21 protein-coding genes and 1 other annotated feature are annotated in these 26179 nt (G+C 42.1%); of the genes, 8 read left to right on the forward strand and 13 right to left on the reverse strand.

Features of this window, described 5'->3' with window-relative positions:
- Positions 1 to 46: 46 nt before the first annotated feature.
- Both thiI and Q1B03_RS06260 read right to left on the reverse strand, forming a co-directional pair.
- On the reverse strand, positions 47 to 1258 hold the full coding sequence (thiI, locus tag Q1B03_RS06255) for a tRNA uracil 4-sulfurtransferase ThiI (RefSeq protein ID WP_299739293.1): 1212 nt from the start codon (positions 1256 to 1258) through the stop codon (positions 47 to 49).
- Positions 1255 to 2406, reverse strand: coding sequence for a cysteine desulfurase family protein (locus tag Q1B03_RS06260; protein ID WP_299739295.1), 1152 nt, complete (start codon positions 2404 to 2406; stop codon positions 1255 to 1257). Before Q1B03_RS06260 ends, thiI begins: the two co-directional genes overlap by 4 nt.
- Before the next feature lie 343 nt (positions 2407 to 2749).
- On the opposite strand from Q1B03_RS06260, the gene brnQ reads away from it, so the two are divergent.
- Positions 2750 to 4090, forward strand: coding sequence for a branched-chain amino acid transport system II carrier protein (gene brnQ, locus Q1B03_RS06265; RefSeq protein ID WP_299739297.1), 1341 nt, complete (start codon positions 2750 to 2752; stop codon positions 4088 to 4090).
- A 121-nt stretch (positions 4091 to 4211) separates the two neighbouring features.
- On the opposite strand, the gene ezrA is transcribed toward brnQ, so the two are convergent.
- Positions 4212 to 5906 carry a septation ring formation regulator EzrA gene (gene ezrA, locus Q1B03_RS06270; protein WP_299739299.1) on the reverse strand — a complete coding sequence of 565 codons (1695 nt, stop codon included), beginning with the start codon at positions 5904 to 5906 and terminating at the stop codon, positions 4212 to 4214.
- Between the two features lie 279 nt (positions 5907 to 6185).
- On the opposite strand from ezrA, the gene hisJ reads away from it, so the two are divergent.
- Complete coding sequence (hisJ, locus tag Q1B03_RS06275) at positions 6186 to 6980, forward strand: histidinol-phosphatase HisJ (protein ID WP_299739301.1); 795 nt, start codon at positions 6186 to 6188, stop codon at positions 6978 to 6980.
- 54 nt (positions 6981 to 7034) lie between these two features.
- Here the strand turns inward: hisJ and refZ are convergent, their stop codons facing one another.
- On the reverse strand, positions 7035 to 7688 hold the full coding sequence (gene refZ / locus Q1B03_RS06280) for a forespore capture DNA-binding protein RefZ (protein WP_299739303.1): 654 nt from the start codon (positions 7686 to 7688) through the stop codon (positions 7035 to 7037).
- Between the two features lie 284 nt (positions 7689 to 7972).
- Between refZ and Q1B03_RS06285 the strand changes: the two genes are divergently transcribed.
- Entirely contained in the window at positions 7973 to 8458 is a 486-nt protein-coding gene (locus Q1B03_RS06285; RefSeq protein WP_299739305.1) for a GAF domain-containing protein, read from the forward strand.
- Between the two features lie 126 nt (positions 8459 to 8584).
- Here Q1B03_RS06285 and Q1B03_RS06290 read toward each other — a convergent pair whose 3' ends face one another.
- The 4 genes from Q1B03_RS06290 to Q1B03_RS06305 form a co-directional block, all read right to left on the reverse strand.
- Positions 8585 to 8770: a hypothetical protein gene (locus tag Q1B03_RS06290; RefSeq protein ID WP_299739307.1), complete on the reverse strand. Its 186-nt coding sequence runs from the start codon at positions 8768 to 8770 to the stop codon at positions 8585 to 8587.
- Positions 8771 to 8858: 88 nt separating this feature from the next.
- Entirely contained in the window at positions 8859 to 10040 is a 1182-nt protein-coding gene (gene megL / locus Q1B03_RS06295; protein ID WP_299739309.1) for a methionine gamma-lyase, read from the reverse strand.
- A gap of 171 nt (positions 10041 to 10211) precedes the next feature.
- Entirely contained in the window at positions 10212 to 12044 is a 1833-nt protein-coding gene (locus Q1B03_RS06300) for a sensor domain-containing diguanylate cyclase (RefSeq protein WP_299739311.1), read from the reverse strand.
- 38 nt (positions 12045 to 12082) lie between these two features.
- The gene (locus Q1B03_RS06305) at positions 12083 to 12694 is read right to left on the reverse strand and encodes a hypothetical protein (RefSeq protein WP_299739312.1); all 612 of its coding nucleotides are present in this window, start codon (positions 12692 to 12694) and stop codon (positions 12083 to 12085) included.
- Between the two features lie 332 nt (positions 12695 to 13026).
- On the opposite strand from Q1B03_RS06305, the gene rpsD reads away from it, so the two are divergent.
- Positions 13027 to 13629 carry a 30S ribosomal protein S4 gene (gene rpsD, locus Q1B03_RS06310; protein ID WP_034765742.1) on the forward strand — a complete coding sequence of 201 codons (603 nt, stop codon included), beginning with the start codon at positions 13027 to 13029 and terminating at the stop codon, positions 13627 to 13629.
- Between the two features lie 338 nt (positions 13630 to 13967).
- Here rpsD and tyrS read toward each other — a convergent pair whose 3' ends face one another.
- Complete coding sequence (gene tyrS / locus Q1B03_RS06315; protein ID WP_299739320.1) at positions 13968 to 15230, reverse strand: tyrosine--tRNA ligase; 1263 nt, start codon at positions 15228 to 15230, stop codon at positions 13968 to 13970.
- 73 nt (positions 15231 to 15303) lie between these two features.
- Positions 15304 to 15513, reverse strand: a binding site (T-box leader).
- A gap of 202 nt (positions 15514 to 15715) precedes the next feature.
- Here tyrS and Q1B03_RS06320 point away from each other — a divergent pair.
- The gene (locus tag Q1B03_RS06320; protein ID WP_299739322.1) at positions 15716 to 18679 is read left to right on the forward strand and encodes a transglycosylase domain-containing protein; all 2964 of its coding nucleotides are present in this window, start codon (positions 15716 to 15718) and stop codon (positions 18677 to 18679) included.
- Positions 18680 to 18802: 123 nt separating this feature from the next.
- On the opposite strand, the gene acsA is transcribed toward Q1B03_RS06320, so the two are convergent.
- A complete protein-coding gene (acsA, locus tag Q1B03_RS06325; protein ID WP_299739324.1) occupies positions 18803 to 20521 on the reverse strand; it encodes an acetate--CoA ligase in 1719 nt (572 codons plus the stop codon).
- 253 nt (positions 20522 to 20774) lie between these two features.
- Between acsA and Q1B03_RS06330 the strand changes: the two genes are divergently transcribed.
- The 3 genes from Q1B03_RS06330 to Q1B03_RS06340 are packed head-to-tail and all read left to right on the forward strand — an operon-like array spanning position 20775 to position 23263.
- The gene (locus tag Q1B03_RS06330; RefSeq protein WP_299739326.1) at positions 20775 to 21407 is read left to right on the forward strand and encodes a GNAT family N-acetyltransferase; all 633 of its coding nucleotides are present in this window, start codon (positions 20775 to 20777) and stop codon (positions 21405 to 21407) included.
- A gap of 36 nt (positions 21408 to 21443) precedes the next feature.
- Positions 21444 to 22091: an acetoin utilization AcuB family protein gene (locus tag Q1B03_RS06335; RefSeq protein ID WP_299739328.1), complete on the forward strand. Its 648-nt coding sequence runs from the start codon at positions 21444 to 21446 to the stop codon at positions 22089 to 22091.
- On the forward strand, positions 22088 to 23263 hold the full coding sequence (locus tag Q1B03_RS06340; protein ID WP_299739330.1) for an acetoin utilization protein AcuC: 1176 nt from the start codon (positions 22088 to 22090) through the stop codon (positions 23261 to 23263). The genes Q1B03_RS06335 and Q1B03_RS06340 overlap by 4 nt, the downstream gene beginning before the upstream one ends.
- Positions 23264 to 23342: 79 nt before the next feature.
- On the opposite strand, the gene motS is transcribed toward Q1B03_RS06340, so the two are convergent.
- From motS to ccpA, 3 genes are read right to left on the reverse strand one after another with little or no spacing between them, the layout of a single operon-like run.
- A complete protein-coding gene (motS, locus tag Q1B03_RS06345; protein WP_299739332.1) occupies positions 23343 to 24080 on the reverse strand; it encodes a flagellar motor protein MotS in 738 nt (245 codons plus the stop codon).
- Positions 24070 to 24885: a flagellar motor protein MotP gene (motP, locus tag Q1B03_RS06350; protein ID WP_299739334.1), complete on the reverse strand. Its 816-nt coding sequence runs from the start codon at positions 24883 to 24885 to the stop codon at positions 24070 to 24072. Before motP ends, motS begins: the two co-directional genes overlap by 11 nt.
- Before the next feature lie 60 nt (positions 24886 to 24945).
- Positions 24946 to 25944, reverse strand: a complete 999-nt coding sequence (gene ccpA / locus Q1B03_RS06355; RefSeq protein WP_299739682.1) for a catabolite control protein A — start codon at positions 25942 to 25944, stop codon at positions 24946 to 24948.
- Positions 25945 to 26179: the final 235 nt, after the last annotated feature.

The raw sequence follows: 26179 nt of genomic DNA on the forward strand, positions 1-26179 counted from the left end.
CACATGGCTTCATGCAAGGAAAATAGTTGGTAAATAATCCTAAATTTTAGAGTAGTTCGTCAAATGTTTTTTCTACATTTGAACCTGTTGATCCATCAATCGTGATGGTTTCTGTTTCGTCCACTGCGTCTTTAATCAGGGTGTCGAAATCAACAAAGCTTTCATAATACTCCACTTTTTCCTTTTTAGGTCTTGTTTTTGGTGCAGGTGGAGTGAAAATCGTACAGCAATCCTCGTAAGGAAGAATTGAAATGTCATGTGTATCAATTTTTTGAGCGATATCGATGATTTCCAACTTGTCCATGGCGATGAGAGGTCGCAGCACCGGTGTGTTTGTGACATCATTGATGGCTTGCATGCTCTCCAAGGTCTGACTAGCTACCTGTCCGAGGCTTTCCCCGGTAACAAGTGCCAATCCTTCGTTCTTATGGCGAATCTGATCTGCAATCCGGAGCATCATCCGTCTCGTTGAAGTCATGGTGTAATTTTCAGGAACCTGATCATGGATGGTTTGCTGTATTTTCGTAAATGGAACGATATGCAATTTTACCTTCCCGCTGAATGCAGACAGCTTCTTGGAAAGATCGATTACTTTTTGCTTGGCACGTTCACTCGTAAATGGCGGGCTGTGGAAATGAACAGCCTCTACTTCGACGCCTCTTTTCATCGTTAAATAACCGGCAACCGGACTATCAATACCTCCTGAAAGCATCAGCATCGCTTTCCCGCTTGCGCCGACCGGCATCCCCGTTGAGCCTTGATAGGTTTCGGATGAAAGATAGACACCCTCCTTTCTTACTTCTACGTTAAGGTTGATATCAGGTTTTTTCACATCTACCTTTAGACCGTCCATATTGCGGAGGATGTAAGAACCAACTTCGTAATTCAATTCATTTGTATCCATTGAAAACTTTTTATCCGCTCTGCGGGCAGACACCTTAAACGTTTTTCCAGGTTCGAAGCTCTTCTGAACGAGAGCTAATCCTGCTTTCATAATTTCTTCAATATCCTGTGCTACTTTTACAACCGGGCTAAACGATTGAATCCCAAAGATTTTCTCCAATCTTGGAATAATCTCCTCCCCGTTCTCTTCACCTAACTGAATATGCAATCGGTCGCGGCTTGCCGAAACCGTGATCGTCGGAAAATCCTTCAATGCTTCCAATATGTTTTCCCGTAACTTAGCCGTAAATTGCTTTCTGTTTCTACCTTTGGTTGAAATTTCACCGTATCTTACTAGTATGCGATTATAATTCATCGTGATCTCCTCATTGTCTTTTGTAATAGGGCTATTTCTTTCTTTAATAACTGTATGAATTGCCGGCATTCTTCCATTGTATTGTGAAAAGACAAGCTGATTCGAATGGAACTATTCGCCAGATTCTCTGATACACCCATGGATAGAAGCGTTTGACTTGGCTTACTTTGCTTTGATGAACAGGCGCTTGTTGTCGACACAAACACCTCATGTCGATCTAATGCATGAACGACCACTTCACCTTTGAAATCCTCTATAGAAAAGTTAAGGATGTGAGGGGCATGATCGCTCACCGGTGTATGAACAGAGACACCTTCCATGCTTTCCAATTCTCTTCTTAAATACCGTCTGTTTTCTTCCATTAAAGGAAGTTTCTGTTTACTTTCCGCCAGGTGCATTCTTAATGCTTTTGCAAATGAGACGATTCCACCTGTATTTTCCGTACCGCTTCTGAGATTACCTTCCTGCTCCCCACCCGATATGATCGGCGAAAGCTCAAGTCCTTCCCTCACGAAAAGCATTCCCGTGCCTTTAATCCCATGAATTTTATGAGCGGAAATGCTGCATAAATCAATAAGCTTTTCGTGGAGAATAAGTGGGACCTTCCCACATGCTTGAACAGCATCAACGTGAAAAAGGATCTTGGGATAGTCCGTTAGCAGCCTCCCTATTTCCCGGATAGGCTGGACACTTCCGATTTCGTTGTTCACTTGCATGACAGATACAAGGATGGTGTCATCCTGAATCGCTTCTTTTACTTTTTCAGGTTGAATTCTGCCTTGGTCATCAACATCGAGATATGTCGCAGAATACCCCAGCTCTTCTAATTGCTTAACGGCACTCCGGACGGAAGGATGCTCTATTTTTGTCGTAATGATATGTTTCCCTCTGTGACCGTATTGCAAAGCCGTCCCTTTTATCGCCAGATTATTTGATTCTGTGCCGCCAGAGGTAAAAAACACTTCTTTCTTTTTTATATCTAATAAAGAAGCCACTTGTTCCCTGGACTGCTGAATTAATTTCTCAATTTGCCCTCCAAAAGAATGGATGGAAGAAGGATTGGCATAGTAACTTTCGTTCACTTTAATAAATGTATCCAGTACTTCCTTATATGGCTTGGTTGTAGCGCTATTATCTAAGTAAATCAAGATTCCACCCTCTTTTACTGTGGTGACCTGCGAAACCCGCAGCAGTCATATTCAATCACTAATCTTACCATAAATCATCCCGAACCCAAATGATATTCATGATGCAGGGAAAGATATTATTGTAGTAATACTAATTTTCTATGCTTTTTCTATAATTTTTTGCAATTTCCAAAAATAATCATTGAAAAATGACAGAATTTTTGCGAGAATCATAAAGGAAATAACGACAGAAGTTATTTAAATATACTAAATTGTAAGATTATTTAGTTTTTCGACATTTTTCTACAATCTTATGATAAGATATTTTTTGCTTATGATAACGATTACAAACGGAGGGGTATATATGAAAGAGAAAGCGCTATCATTTAGCCAAATCTTCACGATAGGATTAATGCTATTTGCTCTTTTCCTCGGAGCAGGTAATATGATTTTCCCGCCATTTCTCGGGCAGCAAGCCGGAGAACATGTGTGGACAGGTATTATCGGCTTTCTTATAACTGGAGTGGGGCTTCCTTTATTAGGCGTTATCGCCATTGCCAAATCGGGAGGAGACCTTCAAACACTTGCGAATCGTGTTCATCCATTATACGGGCTGGTTTTTACAATCGTGATGTACCTGGCCATCGGACCATTTTTCGGGATACCGAGAACGGGAACAGTTGCTTATGAAATCGGAGTAATCCCGTTTTTACCTGAAGATGTTGCGAAATATGGTATTCCTTTACTCGTTTATACGATTATCTTTTTTGGATTGACAGCATGGCTTGCTATGAATCCTTCTAAGCTCGTAGACAGAATAGGAAAGATTTTAACCCCTTCCCTTATCGTGATCCTTACGATCCTGGTAGTGAAAAGTATTGTAACACCTATGGGGGATTTCGGGGCACCGAACCCAGCTTATCAGGATGGACCCTTATTCAAGGGATTCATTGAAGGATATTTAACAATGGATACCATCGCTGCTTTAGTGTTTGGGATTGTGGTGATCAATTCGATTAAAGACCGTGGTGTGACGAGTAAAGCAAGCCTGACACGCATTACGATCATTGCAGGGGTGATCGCTGCTATCGGATTAGCACTTGTTTATTTATCCTTAAGTTACATTGGCGCAACTAGTACAGATTCCATCGGAACACAGGAAAACGGCGGCGCCATCCTATCTGCAGCGGCGAGTCATTTATTCGGCTCATCGGGAACGATCATCTTGGGACTCGCGATTACGTTTGCATGTATCACTACGTCAGTTGGACTTGTTTCTGCATGTTCACAATATTTCGCGAAGATTCTCCCTGTATCCTATCCGAAATTAGTGATCATCATGTCTGCATTTAGTATGATTATTGCCAATATTGGGTTGACTCAGCTGATTGCGGTATCATTACCGGTACTCATCTTCATCTATCCATTGGCAATCGTATTGATCTTACTGTCATTCATGCACAACGGATTTAACGGCTATTCTCTCGTCTACGTGGGAGCCCTGATTCCAACAGGTTTGATCAGTTTAATTGATGGCATCAAAACCGCTGGAGTCGACGTGACAGCCATTAGTCAATCACTTGAATTCCTTCCTTTCTATGCACAAGGAATCGGCTGGTTAGTACCAGCGATGATCGGTGCAATAATTGGATTCGTGATTGCCGCACTTGTTGGACAAACAAAGCGGACGATTGAAGCCAGTTAAAGCCGCTCCCGGGGCTTGTCGCCTCTAGCCCCGGAGCTGGATGGTAAACATGAAAAAGGACTGATTTAGAATGAATCTTCTAAATCAGTCCTTTTTATATGTGAGTCAGTCGAGCAGATTATTATTTTTCATGAACATCCATCATTTTCTCAATTTTCTTAAGAGCACCTGGCTCTACTTTTTCAATCGTTGTTGCGGCTTCTTCTAATGCTTTTCGGTAATCATAGTCACGGAAGGCTTCTTCAGCAGACTGAAGGCCATCTCTGACAGAACTGTACTTACTGCGATAGCGATTTCCGTATTGAATGATTTTCTCCGATAGAAGGACGTTTTCGATTAAATCTCGTGTCTTCGAATAGAAATGATCGACAGTGTCTTCTGCACCCAATAATGTTTCTTGTACAAACTTCATGTTCAAAGGTTTCTCAGTTAAACTGGCATTCACTTGCTCAATCTTCCGATGGACCTCATCGAGAAGCTCTTTGTAATCTGCAGGCAATCCTGGAACATTACTCTTTGAAATCATTCTGCTTGCTTCAGACACTTTTTTCTTAAGCTCCTGGATTTTCTCACGGGTAGCCAATTCATCTTTACGTAAGTTTTGTAAGTAGATGGAAAACTCACTTTGCTCCCGATTCAATTCTTCCAGGCCATTTCGGATTTCCTTTAACTCATCACTTAAAATGGAGTATGCTGTGACATTCGATTCTTCTTTATTCATCAACAATTCGTGGCGCTTTGAAAGCTGAATGATTTTCTTTTCTATTTCGCTCGGTGTACCAAGGTCTGCATCATGAAGATGGTAGCCTTGTTTCACTAAGCTTACTTCAGATTGGATGTCTTCATTATCTTCCTTCGCCCTGATTAATCCTTCAGTCGTTTGATCTTTATACTGTTGGACAAAGTGCTTGGCATGAACTTCTTTTTCCAATAAATCGTAAAGGGTCTCGACCTTCACCTTAATTTCCTGAATTCCTTCTTCTACCTCTTCTACCTGAAGCTCTTCAAGATTTTTATTGAAGTGGAGCAGGGTTTCCTTCAGGGATGCAACCTCTTTCCCTACTTCAATATGATCAAGCATGTATCCTTGATCTTTCATCTCTACGTATCCAGCTTCCAGCTCCGATAACTGAGATGGTAAAAGATTTTCACAATCGGTGATCAACTTAGGAATCGTCTCCATTTTGTAGGAAACATCTTTCATTTCCTGTGCCAGGCTAAGCACGATTTCTCTCGCATCCAGATAATTCCCCTGCTCTGTCAATTCATTGAATTGATTCATTTGTTCAGCGAGCCTATCTAAGATATTCTCTATGTACTTAGCTGTTTGACCATATGTATGACGATACGCAAGTAACCGTTTTTTACTGTTTCGATATTCTTCCTGAAGAGATTGAATTTCTTCACGGTTCTTCTCTTCACTACCAATTAACTCATTTAATTCTGATAGTATTTCCCCGATTTTCTCTTCCGTTTCCGTAAGAACCTTGTCGATCAGGGATAGTGTCGCTTTTGTTTTAGTAAAACGAAATTTATCGGTGTACTCTTCTGCATCGAATAGTAGTTCTTCAACATCAGGAAGCTGCACAGCAACAATCTCATCCCATCCCTGTCTCCAACCGTCAAACAATTCCTCTGTTTGCCCCGTCATATTCAATTGTTTCACTTTGGAGAGTTCATCTGAAACCGGCTTGTTCATAATTTCTATTTTCCAAGCTTCATAACGATCAATTTCAGCGTAATATTTTTTTCTAGAGATAAAACCAATAAGGAATATGATTAAGATAAGTATTATTCCAGCGATGACGTATTGCATCTTAAGCCCCCTGTTCAACTATTCAGTAGACATCTATATCAATTTGAATGTTTCATTAATAAATTCTCATTGCTATAATGATACCATGTTAACGACAATTTTTGACTATTAATTTCTAATTTTTCAGTGATAAAAGTCATTTTCAGCAAATTCAAGGAAAAATTGACTTCTTTATATGTATTTTTAATATTACTTTTCGTTGTTCATGGGAAATTGAAGGAATCAATCATTTGATTTATCAGTGCTTATTCATACTAATATACAAGGACGTGAAGACTTATGATAAAAGTGGACGGGCATATCCATACTCCTTTTTGTCCCCATGGAAGTGACGATACATTTGAATTGTATATCGAAAGAGCGCTCACCCTAAACTATTCTACTATAACATTTACGGAGCATGCTCCACTTCCCCAGGGCTTTGAAGATACAACACCCGAGAAGGATAGCGGAATGGATCCATCGCATCTTTTAGAATACTTTCAAACTCTGGATATCCTTAAGGAGAAATATAAAGATAAAATCACGATTCGTTCAGGATTAGAAGTAGATTACATTGCAGGATTTGAGAAAGAAACAGCAGAATTTTTAAGTGCTTACGGTCCTCGATTGGATGATAGTATTCTTTCTGTCCATTTTTTGCAGCACAAGGGAAGATGGGATTGTCTTGACTTCAGTCCTGATGTATTCAAGTCTATGATTGAGCATTACGGATCCGTCGATGCGATTTACGAACGCTATTATGATACAGTATTAAATTCTATCAGAGCTGACTTAGGACCCTATAAGCCTAAACGGATCGGTCATATGACCCTCGTAAAGAAATTTCAACAGCTGTATCCTGCCTCTCATGCTTTTTCAGAGAAAACCTCTTTGATATTAAAAGAAATAGCATCGAGAAATCTGGAATTGGATTATAATGGGGCTGGCCTGGTGAAGCCCTTCTGTGGTGAGCCCTATCCCCCAACAGAAATCATTCAACAAGCTCTTTCCTTGGGAATCAAAACCGTTTACGGGTCTGATGCCCATACAGCTGCCGGTATAGAACAAGGTAGGGCAGAGATGCAATTATAAAAGATAAAGAACTCTTCTACCTGACGAGAAGAGTTCTTTTTGGGTTATGCATGCCTAGATAATCAGCTCTTTCTTCATGACTTCCTTCGCTTCTGAAACGAGTAATAAATCAATCCATTGATCAATATTCTTGTAGTATTGATCGATAAAATAATATTCCTGAGGAAACATTTGCCATACTTCCCTTAATTGCTGGCTATTGAGAAACGGCATCGTCAGCATGGACTTGAGCTGAATCACTAAAAAGCTGACAGGCTGCTTCTTCAGGGCATGATCTTTCATCCCTTGTTCAAACAATCGCTTCATATAATATCTTTCTTTCATTAGATAAGAAGAAATGATTTCACGCACAACCTGTGAATCAATCGAAACTTCCCTCCAGATGAACCTGGATAATTGATGATGTTCACTTTGGAATTTCAAGATTTTGTACACTGCCCGCTTTAAGCATAAATCAGCACTTACATAGTTCAATGCTTCCACTTCTTCCTGAAGAAAGCGCAGATACTGTTCAAAGAATTGAGTAAAGCATGCTTCTAATACTCCCTGCTTCCCTTTAAAGTAATAGGAGATGGTAGCAGGGTTTACATTCGCTCTTTTTGCTATATCCCGGACAGAGGTCCCATCAAAACCATGATCATAAAACAAATACACGGCTGCTTGAAAAATAGCTTCTTTCGTCGGTATGGAGGTATCTAGTTTTTTCATATTTCCCCTTCTTTCAAATATGATAGGCTTATGAAAAAAACAGTGACGAGGGTTCAATCTATTAAAAATCTTATGATGAAAAAATCTTAATCATTGAAGGTTAGGATGAAATATGCTAAAAATGGTTCAATAGATGTTTCTATTATAGTTTGTTTACTCAAAGAATTCGTGTTTTCATGTGGATTTCCTCTAAGTATTTCTCGACAGGATTTGTTGTATAGAAGGCTTCGGGGAACAAACGGACATGAAATAACGCACATTTTGTAGAATTGGGGGAGTTGTTGGTGTTTAAAGCAGAAAAATATCAAGGTACAAAGGAACAGGGCTTTGGTCTTGTTACGAAACAACTGAAAGCTTTATTAGAAGGTGAACCAAATCAAATAGCGAATTTAAGCAATGCTTCCGCCCTTTTAAATCAATTCATGGACCGTATTAACTGGGTAGGCTTTTATTTATATGAAGAAGAAAGCAAACAATTGGTATTAGGACCATTCCAGGGTCTGCCTGCATGCGTGAGAATCCCATTAGGAAGAGGCGTTTGCGGTACATCCGCAAGTGAACAAAAAACGCTTCTGATCGATGATGTCCACCAATTCCCGGGACATATCGCCTGTGATGCAGCCTCTCAATCAGAGATTGTCATCCCTCTTGTGAAAGAAGGAAAACTGATCGGAGTCCTGGATATTGATAGTCCGGAAAAAGCTAGATTTGATGAAGAGGATCAGAAGTATCTGGAAATCTTTGTGGAAGAACTAATGCGTCACCTTTAATACGTGAACATGATGATAGGACCCTGCAGGTGTTTTTCATAACCTGAAAGGCCTTTTTTTATTTAGATTGGAAAAGAGCTTTATCATATCCATTTTTTTGATGAATGATTCAATTTGGACTGGTGTTCATGGCTTGATATACGAAAGAGTACGGGATATTGTCCAATTTGGCGGGTGTTGTGCCCCTTTTGGCGGGTGTTGTGCCACTTTGACCGGTTGTTGTGCCGCTTTTGGCGGGTGTTGTGCCACCTTCAGCATTTGTTGTGCCACCTTCAGCATTTGTTGTGCCACTTTCACCATTTGTTGTGCCAAATTGTGAATATCAGCTGTACACTAATCACTATTACAACACATCACTAAAAAGGAAGGAACCAGCCAACCCGGTTCCTTCCTTTTTCCCTTATGCCTTATCCAACGCCTGCGATAAATCATCCCATATATCCTCCGGTGCTTCCAATCCTACGGAAAGCCTTAGGAGCGTGTCACTGATTCCCATGCTTTTTCTAGACTCCTCTGGTACGACTGCATGAGTCATGGTCGCCGGATGCTGGATCAATGTTTCCGCATCCCCCAGACTCACGGCAATCTTGATCATCTCCAGATCATCCATAAGCTTCTGGGCCTCTTCTTTCGAACCTTTTATCGTAAAGGAAATCATTCCTCCGGCTTTCTTCATTTGTTTCCTCATTACCTCATGTTGAGGATGATTGGAATGGCCAGGGTAAATGACGGTTTCTACTGCCGGATGTTCGGCTAATAGACCTGCAATCTTCTCAGCACTTTCACAGTGACGATCCATCCGCACTGCCAACGTTTTTAACCCTCTTAATAATAACCATGCATCAAAAGGAGAAATGATTCCTCCAATGTCCTTCTGTGTCGTCATGCGAATTTCTGCCATCTTCTCCTGTGATCCCACAACGAGCCCCGCGACCACATCTCCATGACCGCCAATGTACTTCGTCGCGCTATGAATGACAATATCGCATCCCAGTTCCAATGGTCGTTGTAAATAAGGAGAACAGAATGTATTATCGACCACTACTGGAATTCCTTTTTCCCGGGCGACCTTCACGACAAGCTCAAGATCGATTAACTGCATAGTCGGATTGATTGGTGTTTCAACATAGATACAGCTCGTTTGTTCCGTGATTTTCTCACGGATTTCCTCTTCTGTACTCATGGAAGAAAAGTCATGTTGAATGGAAAATTTCTCTTGAAGCAGCTGAAGCAGGCCGAACGTGCAGCCATAAACCCCTTGAGAGCATAAGACATGATCTCCTGATTTGGTTAAGGAAAATAACACGGCGGATACAGCTGCCATACCGGAACCAAAGGCAAGGGCAGCCCCGCCACCCTCTAACGATGCCATTCTGTCTTCCAGAATCGATACTGTCGGATTTCCCAATCTTGAATATATATATCCTTCCTCTTCACCAGCAAATCGATTTTCCCCTTGTTTCGCATTTGCAAAGGTATAAGTAGAAGTTTGATATAAAGGTGGCGCTAAACTATCAAAATGCCGGGATGATGCATACCCCTCATGAATGACCCTTGTTTCAAAACGCTTCTCTTCTTTCATATAGTATTCCTCCCAGTATTCCCTTTAAGTCTAAGTAACTACTATTCTAGAATATGATAACCACGATAAAAAAGAAAGCGGTTACACTAAAGTGGTAAAGGGCTATCAACGGTTGTCCCCCAATAAGAATAAGCCGGAGGAGCCATATCGACTCCGGCTTGTTGAAGAACATTATTCCATGATCATTCCATCACAATCTTTCACAACCTGGTTCTTACCATTATTCTTTGCATGATAGAGTGCATCATCTGCTTTTTTTACTAATTCCTTCACAGATTTGGGGCACTGGTCATCCCATCCTCTCCAAGTGGATAATCCACAGGACAGGGTTACGGAAGGATCCGTTTTTATAGGAATCTGTTCGACAATGCGTTGAGCAATCACCAATCCATCCTCAACATCAAGAGAAGGTAAATAGACCGCTAATTCCTCTCCTCCCCATCTGGCAACAAATCCATGATGACTTACGATTCCTTTAATCAGGTTCGCCACCCCGATTATGACTTCATCACCAATTTGATGTCCGTAATTATCATTAATGGCTTTGAAATCATCGATATCAATTAACAGGAAGGTTCCCAATGAATCCTTACCCATGGAAGATTCCATTTCCTCATCGAGAAAATTTCGTGCGAATAGTTTGGTCATATGATCGGTAATGACCATATGCTCAAGCTTTTCACGAAGGGTTGCATTGGTTATCGCAAGGGTCGAGTGATGGATAAAGGACTGAAGCAGCTTATACATATCAAATGAAAACATGTATGGTTCTTTATGTAACACTACGCAAAACCCTAACAGGGCTTCATTCTGAATCATAGGCACGGCCATGACGGATGGAAAGGCCGCCCCCATATCAAATCGATCGCTCACATCTCCTAAAAAGATCGCATCCCGTTCCTTCTCGATTCTCTCCTTTACATAAGAGATGTACTTTTCCCCTTCTTCTTCAAGAAAAACAGAAGAGCTTTCTTCCAGGATTCTATACTCCCCTTCTTGATGGAGTACAAATCCAATCGCTGATGCTTGAAAGGAACGTTTAATCTGCTTCTTTAAAAACATAACCGTATCCGTCAAACGCAAATTCAAGTTTAATTGGTGGGAGGTTTCATTAATAAGCTGCAGATCGGTAATGAGCCGTTTAGATTGTTCATAGAGCTTGGCATTTTCAAGAGCGCTCCCTGTCGTATAGGCAAGCAAACGAATGAACTCTATCTTCTGGTCCGTGAAGGTTGCATTGGATTTTGACTTCACCTCAAGCACCCCATAGATTCCCTGCTTCCCTCTTAAAGGTGCATATAGGACATTCTGTTCACCGACTTCAATATTCCCATTCACAAATGCCTGCATGGCAGACTCATTGGCACGATCAAAGTCAAAGTTTTTAATGGGGAGAGTCCCGAATTCATACCGGTCGTTAGACAATAACAAGTGAAATTCATCAATTGGGAACACTTGCTTCAGCGTTTCAATGATCTGTACGAGAAGCGTATGGACATCCCTAGTGGAGTGAAAGATCTCTGTTACTTTAAATAATTCCCTGTACCGTTTCTCATCTTCGAGTACGGTCTGGATTCCACCTGTATGCTGTAAAAACTGATTGCTTGCTTCCCAAAAGGCATGGAGCCAGCCTTCATCCACCTTTTCTTTCCGATCCTCCCTCTTTACTAAAAGAATCGCTAAAGGACTGCCATCTTTATTCGTAAAGTGAAAACGAATGGTGAAATGTTCCTCTTCCTCGACCATAACAGGAGGAAGAATGTATTCCTCCTTTGTTTCAGCAAGAGTGAGAGGAACATCCCTATTGTGACCGGGGTGATATAAGAAATAGGCAGACTCGCTATAAAAATATAAAAATGCCCGATCAATATCAAGGCAGTCTTTGATAATCGTCAGCCACTTTTGCAATTGAGCAGAATGCCCCGACTCTGCTGACATTTCTTCATATATTAAATCAAAAAGCTTTGACTTATATTCAAGTAAAGAATGATGAATTACATACATTTTTCTCACCCACACCTAAAAGGTTTGTGAAACTATTATCATCGCTGGCCCTGAGCCAGTACCAAATCTTCTTGTAGTACAACGAGCCATAATGACTGATCCACCGCTAAGGAATGGACTTGTACAGGTTCTGCTTTTCGATCTGACAGATCCAATTGAATCGGGTCTTTGTCTTCATTAAAGGAAATGTCTATCAACTGGTCACGCTCATTATATTCAAAGGGGTGTTGACTGGAAATCATTGAAGAAGGAGCATCCTTTTTCTCTTGTAAAACCTCTAAAGATTCCGAAAATAACACCCATTGTTTCTTATCTAATTGGACCCAGATCCCATTTTTATCTTTTGTGAGCCCTAACATTTTCACGGTTTTCTTTAACGACACACTATGTACTACCTTAAAATAATACTGATTTCCTCTATCAAGTTCATACATAATAAGGACAGGCTGGTCTTGAGCCATCTTCGCTACAGCAATGATGGGATTCCGCTCTCCGTTTCCTGCAGATAATACTTCCGCATGGATCGGTTGTTCAGGAACCATCACGTGTTCTCTCGAGTTAGAAGAATAAACAAACCCTCCTAAAACAACCAATATACACAGGCCGATCAATACAAATCGAAGGGTTTTTTCTCTTTTTGATTCTTTCAACGACACTCACCTATTTAACATATTTTCCAAGTTTTATTATAGCACAAGAAATGACTTATGGACTATTTAAGCCGATCACCTTTGCATAAATCTACGAATCCAAAATACTTACTTGACTTCTATTCTCTCGCATCATATAATATTCTTTGTGTAAAATAATGCAGCTTCAGTGAAGTCCTTTATGATCGTATTTTGTTCCTCTAACCTTGAGGTGTATCTTGTAACCCTCTGCTGCTAGGGCGAAGGTACATGAAAACAAAATGCACATAATTGTTTATTCACAGGTGTTTTTATTTTACAACAAAATAAAAACAATAAAGGAGGAGTCATTCATGGCTCGATATACTGGCCCAAGCTGGAAATTATCTCGTCGTCTTGGAATCTCTCTAAGCGGTACGGGTAAAGAATTAGAAAAGCGTCCTTACGCTCCTGGACAACATGGTCCAAACCAACGTAAAAAAATCTCTGAGTACGGTTTACAACTTCAAGAGAAGCAAAAACTTCGTCACATGTACGGAGTAACTGAGCGTCAATTCCGTAACCTATTTGACCAAGCTGGCAAATTACAAGGTAAACACGGTGAAAACTTCATGGCGCTACTTGAGTGCCGCCTGGATAACGTTGTTTATCGTTTAGGTCTTGCTCGTACTCGCCGTCAAGCTCGTCAACTTGTTAACCACGGTCACGTTACAGTGAACGGATCTCGCGTAGACATCCCTTCATTCCGCGTTCTTCCTGGTCAAACAATCTCAGTTCGTGAAAAATCACGTAACCTTGACATCATCAAAGAAGCGATGGAAGTGAACAGTTTTGTTCCTGAATTCCTAACTTTCGATGCTGACAAATTAGAAGGTACATTCACTCGCGTTCCTGAGCGTTCTGAATTACCAGCTGAAATCAATGAAGCTCTTATCGTTGAGTTCTACTCTCGTTAATCTTTGTGAGAAAAACACTGTCCATTTTATGGGCAGTGTTTTTTTTTAACTTCTTTAGTTGTTTGAACATTTATTAGTAAAAATCGAAGAGTTCACATCTGTTTTACGTATGTGATGGAATTAGGAGAAGCGTTTCTTATGAAGTTATTTTCAAATTTTGAGATATATTTTCAAAAATGGACTGTTTATTTTCAATTTTCAAGATATATTTTCAAAAATGGCACTTTTATTTTCAATTAATACAATATATTTTCAAATCCCCCTTCCGGACACAAAAAAGCACGGTACCCGCTCCAAAAAGAGGAACGGATACCGCACTGTCAGATTCAATACTAGTATTATACGTACTGAATTCTAAAATATTTCTTCTTTCCGCGGCGAATGATGGTAAATTGTCCTTCGATTTTGTCACCTTCGCCCATCACATGCTGAAGATCCGTGATACGCTCACCGTTGATGTAAATCGCACCGTTCCCAACATCCTCACGTGCCTGACGCTTGGAAGGCGAGATTTTTGCATTGACGAGCAGATCGATTAATCCGACTTCTTCTCCTTTATATTGTTCAAAAGAAGGAACATCTTTGAATCCTTCCAGAATTTCAGAAGCTGATAAAGACTGGATATCACCACTGAATAAAGCTTGTGTAATGCGGATTGCTTGGTCAAGTGCTTCCTCACCGTGAATGAGCTTAGTCATCTCTTCTGCTAACGCCTTTTGCGCCTTGCGTAGGTGTGGCTCCGTATCAACGGACTGAGCCAATGCATCGATTTCTTCATGGGAAAGGAATGTAAAGTATTTCAGGTACTTCACTACATCTGCATCGGCCGCATTGATCCAGAACTGGTAGAACTCGTAAGGAGATGTCTTCTTCGGATCTAACCAAATCGCCCCACTTTCGGTTTTACCAAATTTACTTCCGTCCGCTTTCGTTACGAGTGGAATCGTGAAACCAAATGCCTTCGTTTCTTCTTCATGGGTACGTCTGATCAATTCAAGGCCAGTCGTGATATTTCCCCACTGATCACTTCCACCGATTTGGAGCTTACAATTGTAGTTGTCGTATAGATGATTAAAGTCCAGCGCCTGCAGAATGGTATACGTAAACTCAGTGAACGAAATACCTGATTCTAAGCGTGATGCAATTGTATCTTTCGCCAACATGTAATTCACACCCACGTGCTTACCGAAATCACGAAGGAATGTAACAACATCCATTGCTCCGATCCAGTCATAGTTATTCACCATCACTGCACCATTTTCCCCTTCGAAATCGAAAATGCTTTGGAGCTGCACTTTAATGCTCGCTACATTCCCTTGAATCGCTTCAATTGTCTGCAATTTACGTTCCTCATTTTTCCCACTCGGGTCACCGATCAGGCCAGTTGCTCCCCCCACTAACACGAGAGGACGATGCCCTTGATTCTGAAAGCGTCGCAGTGTTAAAAATGGCAGGAGATGCCCGATATGCATACTGTCTGCTGTTGGATCAATCCCGCAGTAAATGGAGATACTTTCTTTATTCAACAGGTCCTTCAACCCTTCAGCGTCCGTTTGCTGATACGTGATTCCACGCCATTCCAATTCTTTTATCAAATCCATGTTTTTTCCTCCTTTTTTGTAAAACACGCACGGCAATACCCGAAAAAAGACAACAAAAAAGTCCCTGCAAATATGCAGGGACGCTGTCGCGCGGTACCACCCAATTTAAGGAATTACATCCTTCACTCATTAAAGATAACGGCTTTAACCGTTTGCTGCTACTAAAGGTTCACAGCAAAAGCTCCAGGATGTAATTCATCTGCCATTTGTGTCAGTTTACAGCAACCACTGACTCTCTTTTTAACAGGGAAGGCAGACTACTTATTCCTCTCATTGCGATCACACATTCATTTTTTAAGTTCATACATCCAGCTAAGAAGCCAGATCATCAATCATTCGCTATATAAGGTTTTTACCACATTCTAAATAAATAGTCAATAAACCTACTAAAAATACTGCCCGACCAACAACCCTTTTATTTGACTTTTTACGACAGCTCTCTCGTAAATATGCTATAATGGGAATGTTCTGGGGGGAATGATTATATGAAGGAAAAATGGAACAAATTACTTGAAAAACTAGATCCTGCAATCAGGTTCTTTTCAAATACTGGATTTCAAAAACGAGCTAGAATTACATACGGAGTATTTTGGAACCTATCCCTGATACTTGTCGTTCTATTTGTATTAGGCTTTGCATTTGCAGGAGGAGTCGGAGCCGGTTATTTCGCTTCTCTCGTGAAGGAAGAACCGATTCGTCCTTATGACCAAATGAAAAAGGACATTTACAACTATGAAGAAACGTCGCAGCTTTACTTCGCTGATAATGTCTATCTGGGAAAACTCCGGACGGACTTGGAGCGCGAAGAAGTAAAGCTTAAAGATGTCTCCGAAGACCTGCGGAATGCTGTCATTGCAACGGAAGATGAATACTTCAAAGATCATAACGGTGTCGTACCCAAGGCAATCATGCGTGCCGTACTTCAGGAATTCACCAATTCCTCTACCCAATCAGGTGGAAGTACACTCACTCAACAGCTGATCAAAAACCAAATTCTGACGAATGAAGTATCCTTTGAACGAAAAGCGAAGGAAATTCTTCTTGCTTTACGTTTAGAAAGATTTTTTGAGAAAGACGAAATACTGGAAGCGTATCTGAATGTAGCGACTCTTGGTCGTAATTCTTCCGGTCGGAATATCGCCGGTGTCCAATCGGCTGCTCAAGGGATCTTCGGAGTGGACGCCAAAGATTTAACCTTGCCTCAATCTGCTTTCATTGCAGGACTTCCACAAGCTCCTTTCTCTTACACTCCATTCACGAATAACGGAGAAATGAAAGAGAATCTGGAAGCCGGAATGAGCCGTAAAAACACTGTACTCTACAGAATGCACCGGGAAGGTTACATTACGAAAAAAGAGTACAATGATGCTGTTGCCTATGACCTGTCGAAAGATTTCATCAAGGCTAAACCATCACCGAGCGAACAATATCCATGGCTGACAGCTGAACTGGAAAGCAGGGCAGTGGATATTATGACGGATGTACTGGCTGAGAAAGACGGATATTCAAAACAAGACCTTGAAAACAATGATGAGCTTGAAGAAAAATACCGCACGCTCGCGGATCGTAATGTCCGTCAAAGCGGATATGAAATTCATTCAACCATCAATAAAAAAATCTATGATCAAATGCAGAAAACAAAAGATGCCTATGAAATGTATGGTCCTTCTAAGTTTGTAACGGCAACGGACCCTGAAACAGGAGAAGAAGTGGAAGTACAGGAACCGGTTCAGGTCGGAGCGATCATGATTGAAAATAAGACGGGACGCATCATCAGTTTCATCGGCGGCCGTGACTTTAAAACGGAACAAATCAATCATGCCACTCAGGCACTGAGATCGAACGGGTCCACCATGAAGCCATTACTTGCGTATGCCCCGGCACTGGAATACGGATACATTTCACCTGGATCCCCTATTCCTGACGTTGGTGTAAACATCAATGGGTGGACGCCTGAAAACTACTCGCTTAATGAACGCGGACTTTTCCCTGCAAGACATGCACTTGCAGAATCATTGAACTTACCTGCAGTAAGAACATATGCCAATATCTATAACCGAAATCCATTTAAAGAATTCCTTCTGAAAATGGGATTCTCATCACTTAACAGCCGATATGATAATAACCTGTCACTTGCACTGGGAGCCACGACAAGTGGTGTAACAGTCGAAGAAAACGTAAATGCCTACACCACTTTTGCAAACGGCGGAAAATTCATTGATGCCTACATGATTGATAAAATTGTCGATCAAGAAGGCAATGTGGTTTACGAGCATAAAGTAGAACCGGTGGATGTGTTCAGTCCGCAGACTGCTTACCTCACCATCGATATGATGAGAGATACCCTGGATCATTCACTAGGTACGGGGCGTTATGCGAAGAAATTCCTGAACTTTGGTTCAGACTGGGCCGGGAAATCCGGAACGAGTCAGGATTACAAGGATCACTGGTTTGTCGCATCCAATCCGAGCATCACTTTCGGAACCTGGTTCGGATATGACACACCTTCTTCATTAAATACACCGGGATCCCGGGCACAGTATGGACATTATGGATTACGTAATATCCGCTTATGGTCATACTTATTGAATGATACGAGGGACTTGGCTCCTGAGCTGATCGATCCCGATGCTTCGTTTACAGCACCGGAAGGCATTGTAAGGAGATCCTTCTGCTCCATTTCCGGATTGCTGCCATCAGAAGCATGCAGTCAGGCCGGGTTAGTGAAAAGTGACTTATTCAACGCTAAATATGTACCGACCAAAACCGATGACAGCTTACTAATGAGCCGTTATGTCATGGTTAACGGAAAGAAATATTTAGCTCTGCCTAATACGCCGGAAGAATTTTCACAGCCGGGAGTGATCTTGAATCCTGACTTTGTGAAGAATGTATTTGGTTCTGTACCTGGAGATCCAAACAAACTCATTCCGGAAGGTGACAATCGATTCAAAAATGTTCTGATTGCAGAAAATAAAATTTCTGACGACGGATCAGCTCCCGGTACGGTAAAAGCAAGTGCTAATGGAAATACCATCACTTGGACGTCATCCGCAAGCAGCGATGTCGTCGGATACCGTGTATATAGTAAATCTGGCGGCAAGGTCGGCAGTGTCAAGTCTGGCGGAAGTTATTCAGTTTCCGTTGGAAATGGTGATTTCTATGTGGTTTCCGTAGACGTAGCCGGAAGACAATCTGCACCTTCCAATACTGTACAAATCGGAAAACCGGAGGCTGAGCCAAAGCCTGAAAAACCGGCAACGGATCCGAAACCGCCTGGTGATAAACCAGCCGATCCCCCTCCTAAACCAGACAAGCCTGAGCCACCACCGCCACCTCCATCTGATGATGGAGGCGGTGATGGCGGCGGTGGAGACGATGGAGGCGGTGACGGTGGCGGCGCAACCGAGCCACCGACTGAGCCTGATCCACCTGCTGAGCAGAACTAGATACAAGTTGAAAACGAGCGAAAGTATTTACTTTTCGCTCGTTTTTTTGTTCCCTCCCTCGCCCAAACCAAAAAAGCACCCACAAAAGAACCCCCGCTCCACGAGCGGGGGTTCTTCCACCTATTAATCTTCCATTGTACTTAAATCACCGGTAGGGAGGTCTAACTCCCATGCCTTCAATACTCGGCGCATGATTTTTCCGCTTCGTGTCTTCGGAAGTTTGTCTCGGAATTCGATTTCTCTAGGAGCCGCATGGGCAGCTAATCCTTTTTTAACAAATTGACGAATCTCTTCTTTTAGCTCATCTGTCACTTCATATCCGTCGCGAAGAGCGATGAACGCTTTGATGATTTCGCCGCGAACCGGATCAGGCTTTCCAATAACACCTGCTTCGGCGACTGCCGGATGTTCTACAAGCTTGCTTTCTACTTCAAATGGACCTACTCGTTCTCCAGACGTCATGATGACATCATCAATCCGGCCCTGGAACCAGAAATATCCGTCTTCATCCATATAAGCTGAATCTCCAGAAACATACCAGTCACCAGGCATGAAGTATGAGTCATACTTCTGTGGATTATTCCAGATCTGGTTCATCATGGACGGCCAGCCTTTTTTGATCGCTAAGTTCCCCATGCGGTATGGGGGCACTTCGTTTCCTTGATCATCCACAATCGCTGCTTTCACTCCCGGGAATGGTTTCCCCATGGAACCTGGCTTGATTTCCATGCTCGGATAGTTACAGATCAATTGACCGCCTGTTTCCGTCATCCACCAAGTATCATGGATGCGGAGATTGAATACTTTCATTCCCCAGCGCACAACTTCCGGATTCAGTGGTTCACCTACGCTCAGGATATGGCGAAGAGAGCTTAAGTCGAATTGTTTCACGACTTCATCCCCGGCACCCATCAACATCCTGAAAGCCGTTGGAGCACTGTACCAAACCGTCACTCCATAGTCTTCGATCGTTTTATACCAGTTCTCAGGCTTGAAGCGTCCCCCTACAATAACGTTCGAGGCACCTGTCAGCCACGGGCCGAAGATTCCATATGAAGTCCCTGTGACCCAGCCCGGATCAGCTGTGCACCAATACACATCCTCTTCCTGAAGGTCGAGCACCCATTTGGAAGTTTGATAATGTTGGATCATAGCGTTATGGACATGAAGGACCCCTTTTGGTTTTCCAGTGGACCCTGATGTATAGTGAAGGATCAACCCATCGTTCCTGTCTACCCATTCTACTGCCAGTTTATCGCTCGCTTCAGCAAATTTTGATAGGAAGTCAACATGAACATCGTCCTCCTGTACCTCATCCCCAATTAGAAACACATGCTTTAAGTTCGGAAGTTCACTTACCGGAACCCTCTTTAATAGTTCAGGAGTCGTGATCAGTACCTTTGCTTCACTATCCTCTAATCGATCACGGACGGCTCCCTCCATGAATGCTTCAAACAGAGGACCTACGATGGCACCCAGCTTGATCGCACCCAATACGGAGAAATACAATTCCGGTGATCTCGGCATGAAGATGAAGACGCGGTCACCTTTTTCAACATCCCCAAAACGCTTCAATACATTTCCTGCTTTGTTCGACATCTTCTTCATATCAGAGTACGTATATTTTTCATCACGTTCTGCATCTCGGTAATAAAGAGCGACTTTATTTTTCCTGAAAGATACTGCATGTCGGTCGATTGCTTCATGAGCCAGATTAACACGTCCTGTTTCCGCCCATGAAAATTCTTTTTCAACATCTTTCCAATCAAATGATTCATACGTATTTTCATAGCTCTCAAGATTATAGTTTCCCTTTGTCACTGGTAACGCTTCCACTTTCATATACCGCATCCCCCTTATGTAAGAAATTACAATCTTATTATAGTATAAATTTAATATTTTCTCAATTTTTTAAAAAATCTGCCATAAAGTTCTCCCTAGTATTTTTAGGACAAAAACGGTTCAAACCCCTGCTCTATATAGGTATTGCAGAATAATATTTCCTCTGCAGACGTCTGAAAATTTCGTGAAAGCGCTATACATTTTTTCATTTCATGTATAATGTACTTGAGGAATATCTTTAGGTGGTGTCCAGATGAAATTGAAAAAAACCTATAATGCAACAGAATTAAAGACAACAAAAGGAAATCTCATCATTGAAGGCCCGATTTCCGCTGAAGAATTGGCACGTCTTGATTTTCACGAAGACTTGGTCGCTTTCAGACCTCCTGCTCAGCAACATAAAGCCCTTGTTGAGATTGCCGGTTTACCAGAAGGACGAATTCTGATTGCGAGAGACAATCATACGATCGTTGGGTATGTTACATATTTATATCCTGATCCTCTTGAACGCTGGTCTCAAGGGAAAATGGAGAATCTTATCGAGCTTGGAGCAATCGAGGTCATCCCTAAATACCGCGGGGCTTCCGTCGGGAAAAACCTGTTAAGGGTTTCCATGATGGATGATCATATGGAAGATTTTATTGTCATTACGACTGAATACTATTGGCATTGGGACCTTAAAGGAACCGGCTTGAACGTATGGGAATATCGTAAGGTGATGGAAAAGATGATGAACGCTGGCGGTTTGGAGTATTACGCAACTGATGACCCTGAAATCAGCTCCCATCCAGCCAATTGTTTAATGGCGAGAATCGGTAAAAGAGTGGATTCAGATTCCATCCAACGATTTGATCAGCTGAGATTTATGAATCGTTTTATGTATTAATGGAGTTCTGACAAGTTTTCTAAAGGGGTGGAGAACGTGATTGTAGAAGAAATCATGAAAACGAAAGTCGAAACATTAAAAGCAGACGATACAATTGAAACAGCCATAAAACTAATGCGGGAGAAGAAAATCAAGCATATCCCGATTACGAATGATGCTCTGGAAGTAATCGGAATCGTGAGTGACCGTGATGTAAAAGACGGTACCCCATCTATTTTTCATGATGACTCCTCTACTAGTGAGTTACAGAATCCTCTTAAGTTGATCATGAAGAAAGATGTGATCACAGGTCATCCATTGGATTTCGTAGAAGAGGTTGCCGCTCTTTTTTATGAGCACCGAATCAGCTGCCTGCCTATCCTGAAGGAAAAAAAGCTCGTAGGAATCATAACTGAAACAGACCTGCTGTACACTCTCATTCAACTGACGGGAGCCCACCAACCCGGCTCTCAAATTGAAGTGAAAGTCCCACATAAAGCTGGCATTCTCTATGAAGTGGCCGGTATCATCAGAAGAAATAACTCTAATATTCAAAGTGTCCTCGTGTATCCGGATAAAAAGGACGAAAACTTTAAAATACTTGTGTTCCGCGTAAGAACGATGAATCCGATGAATGTGATCGATGATCTCAAGAAAGAAGGATATGACGTGTTATGGCCAAACATGCCAGGAATCTCATCATGACCAAAGATGCTGTCTTCATTTATTCAGATGAACTCCTTGAGTATCGGTTCTCTGATGAGCATCCTTTCAATCAAACCCGATTGACCTTGACGATGGACTTACTCAAAGAAGTAAATGCTCTTCAATCAGATGAAATTGTCCCCCCACGAATGGCTACCGACGAAGAACTATTTCTTAATCATGATCCCAACTATGTAAACGCCGTCAAAAGAGCGAGTGTCGGCCAACTCTCTCAAGATCAGGCAGAAGGGTTTGGTATTGGTACAGAAGATACCCCAATGTTCAAAGGAATGCATGAAGCAAGTGCTTATTTAGTGGGCGGAACGTTGACGGCCGTTGATTATGTCATGACGGGAAAAGCGAAGCATGCCCTCCATCTCGGCGGTGGTCTGCATCACGGCTTCAAAGGAAAAGCATCCGGCTTCTGTATTTATAATGACAGTTCAGTGGCGATTCGCTATTTGCAGGAAAAATATGGGGCGCGGGTCCTGTACGTCGATACAGATGCTCATCACGGAGATGGCGTTCAGTGGTCCTTTTACGATGATCCGGACGTTTGTACCCTGTCCATCCATGAAACGGGACGTTACCTCTTCCCAGGGACAGGTAATATTAATGAGCGCGGTCACGGTAAAGGATATGGGTATTCCTTCAATATACCCCTCGATGCCTTTACAGAGGATGAATCTTGGCTCGAAGCCTACGAAACGTCCTTCCGTGAAGTCATTGAATTCTTCAAGCCCGACGTCATTTTGACTCAAAACGGGGCAGATGCCCATTACTATGATCCCCTCACCCACCTTTCAGCTACTATGAATATATACAGGGAAATCCCTCGTATCGCCCATGAGCTTGCTCATGAGTATTGCGATGGTAAATGGATTGCCGTTGGTGGGGGTGGCTATGACATTTGGAGAGTCGTCCCAAGGGCATGGAGCATGATTTGGATGCAGATGACCGGTCGAATGGACCTCGCCTCTTCCTTCCCTGGGAAGTGGACGAAACGCTGGCAGAGTAAGGCAGGTGTCACCTTGCCATCTGAATGGTGGGATAGACCTGACATATACAAGCCGATTCCGCGAAAAGGGGAAATCACGGAAAAAAATAAACAAACTGTTGAAAAAGCCCTATACTCCATCCGACAGCAACTGAGGCAAAAGCCTAGCAGTTAATCGAAAAAAAGAGGCGGCTTTTTAAACAAATCAACAAAAAACCAAGGACCTCTCATCACCACTGAGAAGCCCTTGGTTTTTATTGTTCTTCGTAAGCAGGGTCTGTAATGATCACTTCGACCCGTCTGTTTTTTTGGAGATTCTCCCTGGTGTCATTCGGGGCAATTGGCCGTGTGTCCCCATATCCGACGGCGATAAAGCGCTTCGGATCCAGGTTCTCCGTTTGAATGATGTATCGAATTACACTGCTTGCCCTTGCAGAGGAGAGTTCCCAGTTTGATGGAAATCGATATGTACCGATTGGACGATTATCTGTATGTCCTTCTACCTTCACGAAGTTTGGGATTCTGGATAAAAGATCCCCCACTTTATTTAAGAACGGATAAGCGTCCTCAAGGACCGTTGCTTCACCTGAGGCAAATAGAGCTTGCTCCTGGAGAACCAGTACGACACCTCTCTCGGTTCTTGTGGCAACTACAACGTCACTTAATTTGTTTTCATTTAAGTAGCTCTGAATATCCGCTAAAAGTTGAGTTAACTCTTTGTCGGCTTGTTCACTGCTTTGAGGCTGCATTTTCTCCATTTCCATTTCAGGTTCAGCAGAAGGGTTCTCGAATGGAATGACAGATGGGTAAAACTCGAGGATTTGACGCTGTTGAAAGGAATCAGCGATGGCCCTGAATTTCACAATATCTATTTGTGACATAGAAAACAATAAAATAAAGAATACGAGAATAAGAGTAATGAGGTCAGAAAAGGTTACCATCCATTTTGGAGCACCCGTGGGCTGAGACGCTTGTTGTCGTCTACGCTTCATCGAATGATGCCTCCTCTTGTTTCCTGCTCGAGTACATCTCCAGTTCCTCATTAGATAAGAACACTCTTAGTTTCTCTTCTAATAGTTTTGGATTTTGACCAGATTGTACTCCAACAACACCTTCAATCACGATTTGCTTCATAAACACTTCTTTCTCTGTTTTCATCGCTAATTTGGATGCCATGGGCAGAAAGACAAGATTTGCAAGGATCGATCCATATAAAGTCGTTAATAAGGCAATGGCCATATTCGGGCCCAATGACGTTGGATCATTTAAATTCTTTAACATCAGTACGAGACCAATCAAGGTCCCGATCATACCCCAGGCAGGTGCATACTCCCCCGCCTTGTCCAGTAAACTTTTATTTTTACGATGTCGCTCTTCTAAAGCGATGATTTCAGCATTCATTATATCTACGATCACGTCCTGCTCAATGCCATCCACTGCTAAGAGGACACCTTTTCGAATAAAAGGATCCTCCACTTCTTCCACTTCCGCTTCTAATGCGAGAAGGCCTTCACGTCTGGCTTTTTCTGAAAGTGTCACAAACGTGCGAATGAGACCTTGAAGATCGTATTCCTCGTCACGAAAGGATTCTCTCATCACTTTCCCCATTTGCTTCAATTCCTTGATAGAGAAGCTGACCAACATGGCAGCGACCAACCCGCCTATCACAACAAACATGGAAGGCAGATCTATGAAGGAACTGAAGCCTGTAATACCTGCGTTCGTAATGATGGCGAAAGCGACGAATAGAAACCCAACTACAACCCCGATTGGTGTAAGAACATCAAGCTTTTTCATTTTGACTCTCCCTACAAAAATAAGTTCTGTTTGTCTTTATCTTTTATATCGACAAACTTCTTATTTTGTTGAGTTACGATGTTCAAGTCGATGAGGAAGAACAACTGTTGATTCTTCAACCGTTTCTTTGTTCATATATTTCGTTAATAACCTCATCGCTACAGCCCCGATATCATATAAAGGCTGAACAACGGAAGTTAACTGTGGTCTAACCATAAGCGCCAGTCTTGTGTTATCGAAGCTGATCACTTCAACTTCATCGGGGATGGACACGTTTTGATCCTGGGCACCGTGAACGACTCCAAGGGCCGTCTCATCATTTCCGACGAACACAGCGGTCGGCTTGTCCGCAAGCTCAGAAAACTTCTGCCATGCTTCAAGTCCTGAATCATATGTGTACTCACCTTCAACAACCAGGTCGTCACTATATTCCACTCCGGCTTTGGCAAGGGCCTCTCGGTACCCTTCCAACTTAAACTTCATGTTAATCGTATCGTGGAAAGGACCACTTACAAATCCAATCCGTTTATGCCCTTTTTCTAATAATTCCGTAACAGCATCATAAGAAGCCGCTTTGTAATCGATATTAACAGATGGAACCTTGTTTGTTTCTTCCACTGCCCCCGCTAACACGATTGGTACCGGAGAACGTTCGAATTCCTGAACATGCTCTTCGGAAATGTGACCTCCAAGAAACAGGATTCCATCTACTTGTTTTCCAAGCATCGTGTTAAGAAGATGAAGTTCCTTCTCAGCATTTTGATCCGAGTTACTTAAGATGATATTGTATTTGTACATCGTTGCGATATCTTCAATCCCACGTGCCAATTCAGCATAGAAAATATTAGAGATATCCGGAATGATGACTCCGACCGTTGTTGTTTTCTTACTTGCCAGTCCCCTTGCTACAGCATTCGGACGGTATCCAAGGCGGTCAATGACCTCCAGTACTTTCTTTCTTGTTGCCGGTTTTACATTGGGATTTCCGTTGACTACACGTGAAACGGTTGCCATGGAAACATTTGCTTCTCTTGCTACGTCATATATTGTAACGTTCATCATTAACTCTCCTTTACTCTTCTACTCATTTATCTTATTTTACACTAAATAAACCTAAAGAAAAAAGCGATTACAATAGTTTGTTAAAAAATGCACATATTTATATTCACGTTAGTGTTTTTTTCAATGTATATAGGTTATTTATCTGCAATTACCTAGATAATCATACGATAGTCTCTATATTCCTGCAACGACTCCGCCTTATCTTAATAAAAAGTTCATAATAGCTTGAGCT

The organism is uncultured Rossellomorea sp., assembly GCF_947488365.1.
Lineage (GTDB): Bacteria > Bacillota > Bacilli > Bacillales > Bacillaceae_B > Rossellomorea.